Annotated in this window: 13 protein-coding genes and 1 pseudogene; 5 read left to right on the top strand and 9 right to left on the bottom strand. The window is 60.8% G+C overall.

The features are described from left to right. Nucleotides 1-660 precede the first annotated feature (660 nt). Nucleotides 661-2,076 carry an amidohydrolase gene (locus tag DB708_RS19685; RefSeq protein WP_235616861.1) on the top strand — a complete coding sequence of 472 codons (1,416 nt, stop codon included), beginning with the start codon at nt 661-663 and terminating at the stop codon, nt 2,074-2,076. Nucleotides 2,077-2,098: 22 nt separating this feature from the next. Then, complete coding sequence (locus tag DB708_RS19680) at nt 2,099-2,716, top strand: TetR/AcrR family transcriptional regulator C-terminal domain-containing protein (RefSeq protein ID WP_108924714.1); 618 nt, start codon at nt 2,099-2,101, stop codon at nt 2,714-2,716. A 64-nt stretch (nt 2,717-2,780) separates the two neighbouring features. Here DB708_RS19680 and DB708_RS19675 read toward each other — a convergent pair whose 3' ends face one another. The 7 genes from DB708_RS19675 to DB708_RS27075 form a co-directional block, all read right to left on the bottom strand. Continuing rightward, entirely contained in the window at nt 2,781-3,995 is a 1,215-nt protein-coding gene (locus DB708_RS19675) for a cytochrome P450 (protein WP_235616860.1), read from the bottom strand. Between the two features lie 54 nt (nt 3,996-4,049). Next, nucleotides 4,050-4,871, bottom strand: a complete 822-nt coding sequence (locus DB708_RS19670; protein ID WP_108924710.1) for a mycofactocin-coupled SDR family oxidoreductase — start codon at nt 4,869-4,871, stop codon at nt 4,050-4,052. 367 nt (nt 4,872-5,238) lie between these two features. Further along, entirely contained in the window at nt 5,239-6,405 is a 1,167-nt protein-coding gene (locus DB708_RS19665) for a cytochrome P450 family protein (RefSeq protein ID WP_133251030.1), read from the bottom strand. 69 nt (nt 6,406-6,474) lie between these two features. Beyond that, on the bottom strand, nt 6,475-7,308 hold the full coding sequence (locus DB708_RS19660; RefSeq protein WP_108924706.1) for a helix-turn-helix transcriptional regulator: 834 nt from the start codon (nt 7,306-7,308) through the stop codon (nt 6,475-6,477). Nucleotides 7,309-7,769: 461 nt separating this feature from the next. Next, a complete protein-coding gene (locus DB708_RS19655) occupies nt 7,770-8,258 on the bottom strand; it encodes a MarR family winged helix-turn-helix transcriptional regulator (RefSeq protein ID WP_108924704.1) in 489 nt (162 codons plus the stop codon). 186 nt (nt 8,259-8,444) lie between these two features. Next, nucleotides 8,445-8,966 (bottom strand): acyl-CoA dehydrogenase family protein, encoded by a 522-nt coding sequence (locus DB708_RS19650; protein ID WP_108924702.1) that lies wholly within the window; start codon nt 8,964-8,966, stop codon nt 8,445-8,447. Continuing rightward, the gene (locus tag DB708_RS27075; protein WP_133251029.1) at nt 8,947-9,147 is read right to left on the bottom strand and encodes a hypothetical protein; all 201 of its coding nucleotides are present in this window, start codon (nt 9,145-9,147) and stop codon (nt 8,947-8,949) included. The genes DB708_RS19650 and DB708_RS27075 overlap by 20 nt, the downstream gene beginning before the upstream one ends. A gap of 461 nt (nt 9,148-9,608) precedes the next feature. Between DB708_RS27075 and DB708_RS19645 the strand changes: the two genes are divergently transcribed. Next, nucleotides 9,609-10,091 carry a 6-pyruvoyl trahydropterin synthase family protein gene (locus DB708_RS19645; RefSeq protein WP_201263567.1) on the top strand — a complete coding sequence of 161 codons (483 nt, stop codon included), beginning with the start codon at nt 9,609-9,611 and terminating at the stop codon, nt 10,089-10,091. Between the two features lie 48 nt (nt 10,092-10,139). Then, nucleotides 10,140-10,513: pseudogene (locus DB708_RS19640) on the top strand (hemin transporter); the annotation flags it as partial. 51 nt (nt 10,514-10,564) lie between these two features. On the opposite strand, the gene DB708_RS19635 reads toward DB708_RS19640, so the two are convergent. Further along, the gene (locus DB708_RS19635; RefSeq protein WP_108924698.1) at nt 10,565-11,404 is read right to left on the bottom strand and encodes an MBL fold metallo-hydrolase; all 840 of its coding nucleotides are present in this window, start codon (nt 11,402-11,404) and stop codon (nt 10,565-10,567) included. Then, nucleotides 11,401-12,126: a cysteine hydrolase family protein gene (locus tag DB708_RS19630; RefSeq protein ID WP_108924697.1), complete on the bottom strand. Its 726-nt coding sequence runs from the start codon at nt 12,124-12,126 to the stop codon at nt 11,401-11,403. The genes DB708_RS19635 and DB708_RS19630 overlap by 4 nt, the downstream gene beginning before the upstream one ends. A gap of 201 nt (nt 12,127-12,327) precedes the next feature. On the opposite strand from DB708_RS19630, the gene DB708_RS19625 reads away from it, so the two are divergent. Beyond that, the gene (locus DB708_RS19625) at nt 12,328-13,260 is read left to right on the top strand and encodes a LysR family transcriptional regulator (protein WP_108924695.1); all 933 of its coding nucleotides are present in this window, start codon (nt 12,328-12,330) and stop codon (nt 13,258-13,260) included. Nucleotides 13,261-13,375 lie beyond the last annotated feature (115 nt).

Raw genomic sequence — 13,375 nt, 5'->3', positions numbered from 1 at the left:
GTCGACGGCGACCTACTCCGCTTTTTCATCGGCGACGATCTAGTCAAAACCGCCGCCCGAACCAGCACCGGAGAGGTACGAAACAAACGGGCCCTGCGCACCAGCGCAGGCACCTAAAACACAACACGAGTGTCAAGGATCAACCGAAACAGAAACGTCACCCATCAACCGACTCTGAACAGGGGCACAGGTCAGTTCCGGTAGAGGCACCCACCAAAGGATTCTGACTGCGCCCACCTCGCCGCCTTTGCTGAGATTTCAAAGGCCAACCGCGGCCGAAGGTCTCGCCGAAACGCTCGCCTTGTCATCCAAGCGAACGGGATGGGTGCGATGACGAGGCTGCTGCGAAATTGGCATCCGTGTCGCACACTAACCGAAACCGATTCGATTTCGGCCACGTAGGAGCCCCATGACCGGCACGACATCCGTGCTTGCACCGATGAGCGCGCCGAACGGCGCCGACCTCATCGTCCTTGCCGATCGCATCCGCACGATGGACCCCGCGCACCCACACGCGCAAGCAGTCGCCATGAGCGGTGGGGTCATTACTGCCGTCGGCGACCGCGCCGACGCGAGAGGCTGGCGATCGGCTGGCTCCGAGGTGATCGACCTGGGTTCGGCCACGGTCACCCCGGGTTCGTCGACGGGCACATCCACCCGATGCTCGGCGTCACCATGGCCAACGGTGCGGACCTTTCCGCAGTGCGCACGCTCGACGAGCTGGTCGACGAGCTTCGTGCCTACCGGATCGCGCAGCCGCACCAGGAGTGGCTGCAGGGGTGGGGACTAGATCCCAATGCATTTGGGAGACAGCCGATCACATCGGTACCGATCGTCGCCGCGGTCGGAGATATCCCCGCCTTGCTGATCCTGTTCGACGGGCATTCGGTGATCGCCACACCGGCAGCGCTACACCTGGCAGGGATTCGCGGCGCGATGCGATTCGACGGGGCGGCGGCGGTGGTGTGTGATGAGGGTCGCCCCACCGGGCATCTGCTTGAGATACCGGCCTACGACCTGGTCCGGAATGTGATGCCCCAACCGTCTGTGGCCGAAGCTCAGTCGCGTCTGCAGGCACTGCTGGCCGCGATGGCCGCCACCGGCCTGACCGCCGGCAACGCGATGGACTTCGACGGCCGCGCCGACGAAGTGATGGCATCCCTGCCGGGTGATACACCGCTGCCGCTACGGTTGAGGTTCGCGCCGATGTGCATGCCCGGCTCCAAACGTGAGTTCCTGGATCACGTTATCGACCTACAGCGAATGCGCGGTGACCGCTGGCAGGTGGAGGGCGCGAAGTTCATGATCGACGGCACCATCGACGCCGGCACGGCTTGGCTCGATCATCCCGACTGCCACGGTGAGTCGACCGCGCCGTTCTGGCCCGACCCCGACGAGTACATCGATTGCGTTCGCTATCTGGCGGCGGCCGGCGTACCGACCGTGACCCATGCGATCGGCGACGCCGGCGTGCGGTATGTGCTCGATGCGCTCTCCGGCATCCCAGCGCGAGCCACCGAGACGTCGCCTCGACAGGTCCCGCACCGGATCGAGCACATCGAGACCATCCCCGATGAGTTGTTACCACGCTTCCGTCACCTCGACGTCACCGCCAGCATGCAGCCGACTCACTGCACCCTCTACACCCGCGCCGACCACAGCGACAACTGGTCGACCCGACTCGGCGCCGACCGAGCCGACCAAGGGTTCCGGATCCGCGATCTTCGCGAAGCAGGAGCGCGGGTGGCCCTCGGTTCCGATTGGCCGGTGGCGCCCTACGACCCGCGAGGCATCATCGCCGACGCGCAGCTGCGGCGCAGACACGGCCACCCCGATGACGCACCGATCGGCGGACAGCAGAAGCTCACCGCACTCATGGCACTCGAGGGATACACCACACACGCCGCTGCCGCAGCCGGCCTCTCTTCGGTGGCCGGAATGATTGCACCCGGACGACGGGCCGACCTATCGGCCTTCGCGTTGGATCCGGTACAGGTGCCGCCCGACGAGTTCGCCGAAAGCGTGGTCCCGCTGACGGTGGTGGCGGCCGAAGTAGCGCATCGATCCCACGACTAACCGACCGAAAGGAGGCGAATCCGTGGCACGGCCATCGAAACCCATCCTGTCCCCCGATCTGATCTACCGGACGGCGCTCAACCAACTCGACCAGACCGGCAGCCTCAACATGCCGGAGCTGGCACGTGAATTAAGGGTCAGCGTGTCGTCGGTGTATCACCACGTCAAAGGCAGAACCGGTGTGCTCGAAGGGGTCCGCGCGGTGATCGCCGACTGGGAATGCGGCGATCCCGGCGATTGGGAAGAAATGGTCCGTCGATGGGCCGGCAGTTATCGCGACGCGTTCGCGCGCCATCCCGGCGCAATCCCGGCACTGGTGGGACAGGCAGTCAGCAATCCCACGACATTGCGCCAATACGATTCTCTTGCAACCAAACTGACCAACACCGGGTTCAGCGCCAGGTCAATCGTGCTTTCGGTGTCGGCCCTCGATGTGCTGTGTTTGGGCGCTGCACTCGATGCCTCCGCGCCCTCGATGGCCTGGACCGCGTCGGCGGAGTCGAACTCGGCGCTGCACGACGCGGCCGTCGAGGCGGGGCTTTCCGATGACCGCAGTCGCGCAGCGTTCGACATGCAGCTCGGCTGGGTGATTGCCGGAATGTCGGAGTTGCTCGCCGCCGACCAAACCGAATCGGACTAACACGAGAGTTCCTTTCACTCTGGGCAAGTCACCCTGATGCTCGCCGGAGACGATGTTGGACGTGCTACGAAGTGCCGATGGCAGGGGTCGGTGTGAATACCACCGGCATCGACTCCGGCCCCGAGACAAAGTTGGCGGCCCGCAGTGGTGCTTCAGCGCTGAAGGCCAGGCGCAGGTCGGGCAACCGCTGCAGCAGCCGTTTGGTCATCACCGAAAGCTCCAGTCGCGCAAGCTGGTTTCCCAGACAGAAGTGTGTTCCGAAGCCAAACGCAAGATGGTTGTTGGGATTTCGATCGATGCGAAAGTTGTCAGGGTCGCCGAATACGGATTCGTCGAAATTGGCCGACTCGAACATCAGCATGATTTTCTCGCCCTTCCACAGGGGCGTGCCGTGAAACTCGATATCGGCTGTCAGCGTGCGACACATGTTCTTGACGGGCGAGGTCCAGCGCAACATTTCTTCGATCGCACCCGGAAGCAGGCCGACATCGGAGGCCGATCGGCCCCATTCCTCACGATGTCGCAACAGTTGTTCGATGCCGCCGGACAACGTATGCCGCGTTGTCTCATCTCCAGCGATGAGGATCAACAGTGTCTCATAGACGATTTGGTCATCAGTCATTCGCTGCCCTTCGACTTCGGCATCGACCAGAACACTGAAGAGATCGTCGGTGGGCTCGGCGCGACGTTTCGCAATGATGTCCATGGTGTAGGAGGTGTATGCGCCGAACGCTCCTAGCATCGCCTGCATTTTCTGACCGTCAGCGGCTGAGCTGAGTCCGGTCATCAGGTCGTCGGACCATCTCAGCAACATGTCATGATCCTCGGGTACCACCCCAAGCATGTCGCCGATCACCGCCATCGGTAGCGGTGCGGCGATATCGCGGACGAAATCGCATTCCCCACGTTCACAGATCGCATCGATCAAGTGGTCGCACAGCCGACGGACGGAGGGTTCCTTGCCGAGCACACCCTTACGGGTGAAGGCGGTACTTACAAGCTTGCGGCGCAACAAGTGTGCGGGGTCATCCAGATCGAGCATGTAAAACATTCCTGGATATTCTGGCCGGATCCCTCCGGCGCTGGAAAATACCGACGGATTCCGCTCGGCATCGATAATTGACTGATGCGTCGTCGCCGCCGCCAGTCCGTTGCGATCGCGAAAGACCGGTTGATTGGCCCGCATCCATCGATACGTATCCCGTGCAGACCCGTTCGCGTAAAATTCACCGTCGATCAGGTCAACGTCCGGCTTAGCCGCGCAGAGTTGCGATTTCACTTGATGCCTTTCGAGAGGAGGCTTTGACCAGGTTCCTGGTCCGAATGCAGGCCGCTACCGAGCACAGAAGCCCGCATCAACCGGAAGCGTCACTCCGGTAACGTATTTGGCGCGATCGCTGACCAGCCAAAGGACTGCATCACTGATGTCCGCAGGCTGGACAAACGGAACGGGAAGAAGATTTACGGTTGCTTGCGCGACCTCCGGATTGTTCGCTAAGTATGTGCTAACCGCCTCATTCGCGATCATTGGTGTTTCAACTCCCGTCGGATGCACGCTATTGACGCGGATGTTGTCCTTCGCTAGCCAGTGCGTGAACGAGCGCATTAGGCCCACGACACCATGTTTGGCCGCGACGTAGCCGGCGTTCGCGGCAGTACCGTCACCACCGGTGCCCTTGAGTCCCTGAGTGGAGCTGATGAGCACAATCGATCCGCCCTTGCCTGCTGCACGCATACCAGGAGCGGCAGCCATGACGGTGTTCCATATGCCGATAAGGTTGACGTCGATGACGTCTCGGAACACCGTGTCAGGATTGGGGTCTTTGGTGCCGACCGCCGCAATCCCCGCATTGGCTACGACGATGCTGATCTCGCCGAGGTCGCGCGTTGCTTCGGACACGACCTTCTGCAATGCCGATACGTCACGAACGTCAGCCGTTTTGGCGACGATCCTCCGGCCAAGCGATTCAACCGCTTTTGTTGTGCACTCCAAGTCATCGACCGTGCCCATCTGATACGGAACGCAGTCAATTTGTCCGCATAGATCGATGGCGATGATATCTGCGCCCTCTTCCGCGAGCCGGATGGCGTGGCTACGTCCCTGCCCCCGCGCTGCTCCAGTGATAAACGCAACCTTGTTATCCAGCATGCCCATCCCGGTTTCCCTCTCTCCTGAGTGGCGTTGTGTTGTGGTCTACGTTCGGTCAGAAGGCCCTTTTTCGGTCATTGGCAATCTCGCTCTCTAATGTGCCCATTCTGGCAATATTTATCTTGCGCAAGGGCACGACTGCTGGTGCACCACACCGTATTTGATGTCACGACGGCGACGGACAGCGTCAGCATGACATGCCCGAGACGAAGACCCGTGGCGAAGCTCGCCCATATGAGCGCCGGTGTCGCTACGGGTGCAAGCAAGCAGCCCACAATGATGCCGATCTCTCGACTTTCATGTTTCCCTGATACTGGCGGGAATGGATTTCGTCGCATGACATGCAGTTCCTTTAGGTTGCAACTGGTGAGGGCTATGCGCCGACACGAACCGGAAGGGTAGTAAGTCCAGGCATCACGGCTCGCTCTCCGTAACGCAGAAGAGCGTTGTCGACCAACGTAATTCGCCCAAATCGATCAAGTAAACGGCCGATTGCAATCTCGCCCTCGAGCCGGGCCAGCCATGCTCCGAGGCAGCCGTCATTCGAGCGCAACAGACCCACGAGCACAAGTTGACCCGGTGGTATCTCGACGTCGCCGATGTACACGGTTTCGGTAGTGAAACGGGCGGTAGCGACATTGAGCGGGTTTTCAAACCGCAAGAATTCCTGCACCGCGCCGCATAGCAGTGATGGATCAGTACGCACTGCCATCAGCTGAGATGTGTTGCGCAGCAATGCGCGAATGCCATTGCAGATAAGGTGCACGCTAGTGTCGTATCCCGCCAGGACCAGCAGGAGCCCCGCCGAAACCAGCTCATCATGAGACAGCTGCTCTTCTCCGTCGGACATATGCACTAATGCACTAAACAGGTCGCCCTCCGGCCGTACGCGCTTCTGTGCGATCAACCCGTCCAACAAGTCGGCCACGATGTACTCGATCGCGCCCAGGATAGGGGCCCCGGTGCTGGTGAGTAATGGTTCGATGCGTATCCGAAAGTCTTCGGCCTCGCCGGCCGGCACGCCTAGTAATTTGCTGATGACCCGGAGCGCCAGTGGCATGGCGTACAACTGCACCAAGTCGACCGTGCCGCCGGCTGCGGCGGCAACCGCAACACCATCAAGCAATTCGTCAGCGATCCGGATGATGTCGCGCTGGATCTTCTGAACACTGTGGGGCGTGAGTGCGGTGGTAATCAGTTTGCGTAGCCGCGCATGCTCCGGTGGGTCTTGCTGCTGCATGTGGCTGTTCACCAGTGACCAGCGAGGACCATAGCTGGACGAAGGCAACAGATCCATTAGCTGATACCCGTTCCTGCGGAGCCGTGGATCGTTCAATACTGCCTTTGCCTCGACGTATCGAGTTACCAGCCATGCGGGCCTCCCGTCCCACATCACCACGCGCTGGACCGGCGCCTCCGCACACAGCCAGCGGTACAGGTCGCGCGGATGCCGGATGTACGATCGGCTGGGATGTGGTGAATTCTCTTCTGGCACAGACCTTTCAAGCCCAAGTCGATGTGCGGATTCGTTGAGGCTCATACTCCGATACTGCAGCGGCCTTCGGTGTCTAACCAGGCCGAACAATTCCTGGCTGTGCCACAGCCCCGGTTAGCTACTGGCCAGACGCCGAAGGGCGGCTTCGGATGCGGACCCGGGTTCAGCCCAGTACGTGACGAGCCAATGGCCGGTCCGCGGCAACAGCATCTGCTGGTAGTTGAGATCCAGGGGCCCTACCTGCGGGTGATTGATCAGCATCACGCCAGGAGTCTCCTGTGTGACGTCATGCTCAGCCCACAACTGACGGAACCGTGCACTGCGGGTTCTCAATTCGTCGACCAGGCTGATCAGAGCCGGATCACGACGTTGGCCAAGCATCGCGCGGATAAACGAGACACACCATGCAGTCAGCGTCTCCCAGTTACGGTAGAAACTTCGCATCTGTGGCTCGACAAAGAAGGCCCGCACGGTGTTAGCCCCGACCCCAAGATGCGGGCAGAGCGCTTGGGCAAGCTTGTTCGCGCTGACCACGGTCATGCCGGGGTCAACGACAAGCGCGGCCGTCAGCGACCAGCCGTCAAGTAGGACCCCGATTGCATGATGCGGCTCCTGCAGCGGTTCCACATGCCCGGCAACAGAGTTGTGGTGCACCAGGTTTCGCATGTGCGCCAAGGCGTCGTCATCGAGTTGCAGCGCCCTGCCGATAGCGTCGAGCACCCGATCTGACGGATTGTCTTCTTGGCCTTGCTCAAGGCGTCGGTAGTAGTCGGTGCCGATACCGGCAAGCACTGCCACTTCCTCCCGGCGGAGTCCGGCGACCCTGCGTCGTCCGCCGATAGTCAGACCGACATCGGTGGGCCGGACTCGACCTCGGCGAGCACGCAGAAACTGCGCCAAAGTGGTCTCGCCAATCGGACGTCCATCGGCTGCCTGCTGACCCTGCATCTTCCCCGGGCTACCTTGCGCGGCCGAGCATCATAACGAAATCATGTTGACTAACTTGCATGGCACATGGGTGCGGCGCGACGGGATCACGCGCGGACTCCGCATCAAGCTTGCAATGCCGCATAAGCATTGTCCGGCGCGATCGACCGTCGTTTAGGCATTGCATCCTCGTCGGCTTTCGGGTTGATATGTCAACTTGGCAATCCGAAATTACCTTTCAGAAGGTTGATATGTCAACCTGGGTGAGCCCGGAGACCGAGCCTAGCTGGATAATCGGAAGCACCCAATCCAAGTTCAGCCAACGCCCCGCAGGACGAATAGTCGTCATCGGCAGTTTCATCCCTTCGATAATGCTGCGGTCTTCGGCGCCTATTCAGGCTGCATACTTCCTAGCTGCGCGACGGCTACGGTTCGCTGACGTAGCGGCGCCACTTGGGTACACCGCATCTGGCTGAATAGCCTCAGCAACCGCTGATTTCGGGCGGGCAGTCGCGTTGCTGGTGTTCTTCGATAGCGGCGAGCACGTCGTCTGCGGCTTCTCGCAGCATCGCGAGACGGTCGGGCCCAAGTATGTCGATGAAGAACCTCCGCACGCGGACCGCGTTGGCCGGTGCACTAGCCTCGATGGCATCCCGTCCGGCCTTGGTCAAAACGATATCCGGATAGCGCGCACCGGAGGCTTTCCGGCGGATCAGTCCTCGTTTTTCCATCCGGCTCAGGTGATGCGACATCCGGCTCTTTTCCCATTGTGTCGCCCCGCCTAGTTCGAACGCGCGCAGCCGTCCCTTTGGGGATTCGGAGAGGTTGACCAGTATCTCGAAATCGGGGTCGGACAGGCCGAACTCACGCTGTAAGTGCCGCTCCAGATGCCGTTCCAGGATATGCCGCATCTCCGTGAAAGCTCGCCAGGCCTGCTGCTCCTCGGCACTGAGCCATGGTTCGTCAGCCACGCGCCCATCGTAGCCCAGCAAGTTGACATATCAACCAGGTGAATGAAATCCGCGAAGGCCGTAGCCTAGTCGCCGTATCAGAAGCGCGTAGGACTTCCGTCGTCCCGCAGCTCGGAACATAGCGGCCCACGCTGAAAACTATTGCTGCTGAAGTCATGTGATCGCGTGCAACGCGCAGGCCGATGTTCACAGGAACGCGGTGTCCGGTCCCCTGGTTGGCAAGGCGTCCATGAAGACGTCCATTGCGCCGCGGGCCATACCCAGCATCGTCGCTCCGGCGCTGAAGTTGGCTAGCATCACCCAGGGACGGTTGAAGTACGGGTTTGCGCTGTAGCGACGTTGTGGGAAATGTCCGTCCATCATCTGCTCGAGCGGCAACGTACGTGAGGACGGCACAAAGACATCGTCGATACGGATACCGTTAGACGCCGTCCCGGCCAAACCGGCGGCATGCCAGGTATCGAGCTGCACGGTTTGTGAAACCGGAATCAAAAAGATTCGATGTACTGGACCTTCTTCAGTTGTCAAGGCCCCCACGGCAACCCAATTGCTGTGCACACCGCCGCTGTTCCATTGCCACTGACCACTCACCCGGTAGCCTCCGGAAACACGCGTTGCCGAACCGCTCGGCGCTATCGCCCCCGCGATACGCAAATCCCTTGTGGCATAAACTTCGGCGGCTGCATCGTCACCGATCAACGCCGGCATTGGCTGCCCAGACAAGATAATCATGCACATCCAGCCGGTAGATGGGCAGGCCCGGGCAAACATCGAAGGCGAGACCGGTCGATGACACGCTTCGCTGTCGGGCCATCGCAGTCAGTGACGACGGCGTGGGGATCTCGGAAAAATGCCCGGCCAGGCGGCGGCGGCTCTGGCCCCGGCGCACGCTCTGGATGCTAACTGGTACTCACTCACATCTTGAATGTTGCCGTGCCAGAACGCCGGTATCCAGGACGCGCATTTCCTGGCTACGTGACACCACGTTTAGTTGCCCGGCAGCGGCGCGGCGACCCTGCGTCGGATACGCAAGCGCAACGCTAAGTACGCTGGCATACGAAAGCCGGTTCGGCGAACAAGGGTTGCAAGGACAGGCTCATCTAGGCCACAGCTGCAATGTCAGTTGCTCGAAATTCATTCGCACAGCCGTCGAGGGTTCACCCGGCAGCGCTTTAAAGATCGCTTTTGTGATGCTTATCGGACGGTTGACCGGAAGAAAAGCGCGAATCCAATATCCGTCAATCAATGGATACCCGCGACCCCGATCGAGGACGGTACCCCAACCGGGGGACGGGGGAACCCAACGGATGGGGGACAGACAACGCCACTTCGCTGCGGCAAAGTATGTGTATGTTGCAGAGTATCCTCGAAATCGATCCACATGGCGGCGGCACGACCACAGCAGTGGTAGAAAGCGAACCGCTCATCTGGACGCATGCGCAGGAGTCGACCTTCGCCCAGAATGCGGGGCAGCGACCAAACTCTGCAATAGAGGTATTCAAAAAGTTCACGTTCGAGGCGGCCGATTACCTGCCACATGTGGCCGAAGGGCATAAAGGCGCAAACCTGCACTGCCACACATTCACGCTGATCGTGGGAGTCAAGGGAGTCCCCGATCCACACAGCGGATTCGTTGTCGACTTCGCCGCAATCGACGCCGCGGTAAGACCCTTGATCAATCAGCTCGACCGCAACCTGATGAATCACCTCATCGAGAACCCCACGTGCGAGAATCTGGCCGCTTGGCTTTGGAGCCGCTTGAGGATTTCTGGGCTCTCGTCTTTGGAGATCTGGGACAGACCGACGTCCGGCTGCAAGATGACTGCCGCATAACGCGTGTCGCCGAGCCCCAATCCATAGCGGTCGAAGCGCTGCTCCAGCACGCCGATCATCGGCACGCTTAACCATCTTGCGGCGACATCCAGTACCCGCAGCGTCGCCGTGCTGCACGCCGATCGGTCGGCCGCCGGTCACGCTCACCGGGCCGAGCTGATCGAATTGGTCAAACAACTGCCGCATGCACGGCTGCACCGGTTCTACGAGGACCTCGGTGAACGGCAGCCCGACGGCAGCGTGCGTCTAGGTCGGGTCGATCTCGACGCGTTGCCGATCGAGCCCGGCACACGCGCCTACCTATGTGGCCCTTTACCTTTCATGGCCGCCGTCCGCGACGCGCTGATCGCGCAGGGCGTACCGAAGGAAAACATCCACTAGAAGTGTTCGGCCCGACTACTGGGAGCCTCCAGCCGGCATAGCGAAGCCGGCCCGCTGTCTGCTGGAGGGGCCGGCCCGCAGATGACGGCCCTCTAGCCAGTGGGCGTGAACGTGTAAGTCTCACCATGGGAGAGATAGACGAATTGCGTACTTGCGGTTGAGGCTTCGGCAGCCTTCTTGAAGTCGTCAAGTCCGGACATAAACACTGAGAAGTCGTTGTAGTGGATCGGGATCGCGGTGTGGGGCCGCGTGATCTCAACCGCTCGCACCGCCTGCTCGCCGGTCATCGTGACGACTGTGACAAGGAAGGTGGTGCCACCGGCGTGAATCAGTCCGAGGTCGATGTCGGGGTAGCGACGGGGGATGTCCTCGAGGTCGTCGACGAGCATGGTGTCGCCGGTGATGTAGAGACGGTAGAGATGATCGCCGCCACGGTTGAAATCGAGCAGATGCCCGTTAACGGGCATCAGTAGTTCGTCAACGGCGTCGTCTGTGGCGTGTTTGCCCGGCATGGCGGTTATCGTCAGCTCCGCATCGCCCTTGCGGACCACCAGTGATTCCCAAGTTTCTAGCGGGTAGCCGTGCGTGAAGCCCAACGCAGTCAGCTTGTCGACTGCGTCAGCCGTCGACACGATAGGCAGAGTCTTGTCGAGTTCACGAGCGGCGACGTCATCGAAATGGTCACCGTGGTAGTGGGATAAGACGACTAGGTCTATCGGGGGCAGGTCTGAGATCTGACACGCCGGCTCGACCTCGCGCCGGGCCCAAATCCCATGGCCCAAAAAGACATGCTCACCCTTGTGTAGAAAGGCGGGATCAGTCAGCACAGTCAGTCCGCCGAAACGGATCAAGGTGGTGGCGTTACCAATAAAATAAACTTCGCCCCGGCTGAAATCCGCAGTCTCACTACTAGTTAGATCCAAAGACTTCATCGCGGTCCTCTCATTTGGATGCAGCCGGCTCGCATTGCTGACGCCGCCGCGCCGTGCGGCGCACGTTGGCTCTCGTTTGCCATGGCCGCGACCGCCTCGGCGGTAGACGGAACGGCATGTGCGAGAAATGAGTAGTTGACCAAGGCAGCCCGGTAGCCGTCTCCGTGGGTCGGGTGCCGGGGGCCGGCGGTAGCATCGCGGACCACGGCTACTTCGAATCCCTGCTCGAGCAAATCCCGTAGGTGCGATTCCACACAGATATTGGCGAGCATGCCGCACAGGACCACCTTGTCGATCCGTCGCTTGCGCAGTTGCAGCACCAAGTCGTTGGTTTGCGGTCCCCACACTTTGTGAGGACTGGCGACGACGGTCGCTGAGTCCTCGATGAACGGCTTGAACTGGTCGAGCCAATCGGCACCCGAATCAACGAAGCCGTCAAGGCGCAGCGGACCAACGCGTGCAAATGTGCTGGTGCGAAGTTCATCTGCCTCCAACGGACCGTTAAACAACCAACGGTGGTCGGTCGGATAGAAGTAGTGCGGAGAGATAAACACGGCGTAGCCGCCCGCGGCGGCGGCTATAAAGATTTCGACGAGGTTCTCGACCGTCCTATTCTCAGTTACACTGGCGCCCAATACATCCCAATTCCTGCCCGACGGGGAGAGCACGTCGTTCTGCGGATCGATGACAACTACGGCGGTGTCGATGGGGTCGTATTTCACGGTATAGCTCCTTGGCTACATGGGCCGTCAGGGAGAAACGGACCATGCGGACGGTTATGCAACTTCCCTCGTCGCCGTCAATGGGTTTGGATACAGACTGCGTTGCCTCGCCGATCGGATAAAGGGCCAATTTCGGATTGCTGTGATCGCCGCCGCCGATTAATCCAGAATGTTTACTTCTAGCGTGGTTAGTATTTGCGAGTGGAGCTGCGACAGCTTGAGGCCTTCGTTGCTGTGGCTACGGAGCTGCACTTCGGTCGCGCTGCACAAAAGCTGCACATGGGGCAACCAACGCTGAGCGATCTGATCCGGCGTTTAGAGCGCGAGCTGGGTGCGGCGCTGTTAACGCGCAACACCCGCCGAGTCGCCTTGACCCCCGCCGGAGCGGAGTTGCTCGACCCCGCCAAAGTCGTTCTCGATGAGGCCGCCGCTGCCACCGCCGCGGTACATCGATTGGCCCAGGGCGACGCCGGCACCGTGCAGCTGGGTATCACGCCGCCGGTCGGGCGGCTTCTCGCACCCCACCTTGCGCAAGCCCTGCGCTCCGAGGCACCCGACGTCGACCTTGTTATTCAGCGGATGTGGCTGACCGACCTCAACCGTGCTGTCGCCGAGGGGACAGTCGATGTCGCAATCACCTGCGGACTGGTGCCAGATCTCCCCGGAGTCGTAGCAGAAGTATTCTGCGGCGAGATCTTGCTAATCGGACTGAGGACGAATCACCGCCTTGCCATCCGCGAGACGGTAGCTCTGGCCGAATTGGCGGGCGAGACGCTCGGCATTCATAGTGAGGCACTGTTCCCGGCATGGGCGCTAGCCGAACGGCAGGCCCTTGAGGCTGCCGGGGTATCACCGCACACTATCGAGCTCTTAGATTCCGATTTGTCCGCTTGTCAGTGGACGGCGCAGCCGGACGTCGATTGGATCCTCACGACGGGCTCTGTTGCCGGGTCCGAGATGACCGCCCCGATGCGGCGCGTGATACCCATCCAACTCGTGCCGTACGTGTTGCGATGGAACCCCGAACGGGTCTCGACCGTCGCTGTGCACCGTTTTGTGCACTTGGCACTTACCATCGATGTGCCCACCGGGTGGGCCACCCTGCCTAACCACTTGAGGCACAACCCACGCTGAATGCGCCGCGGAGCGACGGTTCTTCCTGCGCACAACGCAACGGATGACCCCGCGCGAATGGGAATGACCCGTGTCGTCGGAAATATTTGCCGACGTGACGGCGCTAACACGAAAC

It is taken from the genome of Mycobacterium montefiorense, assembly GCF_003112775.1.
GTDB lineage: Bacteria > Actinomycetota > Actinomycetes > Mycobacteriales > Mycobacteriaceae > Mycobacterium > Mycobacterium montefiorense.
This window is presented reverse-complemented; position numbering and strand designations above follow the sequence as displayed.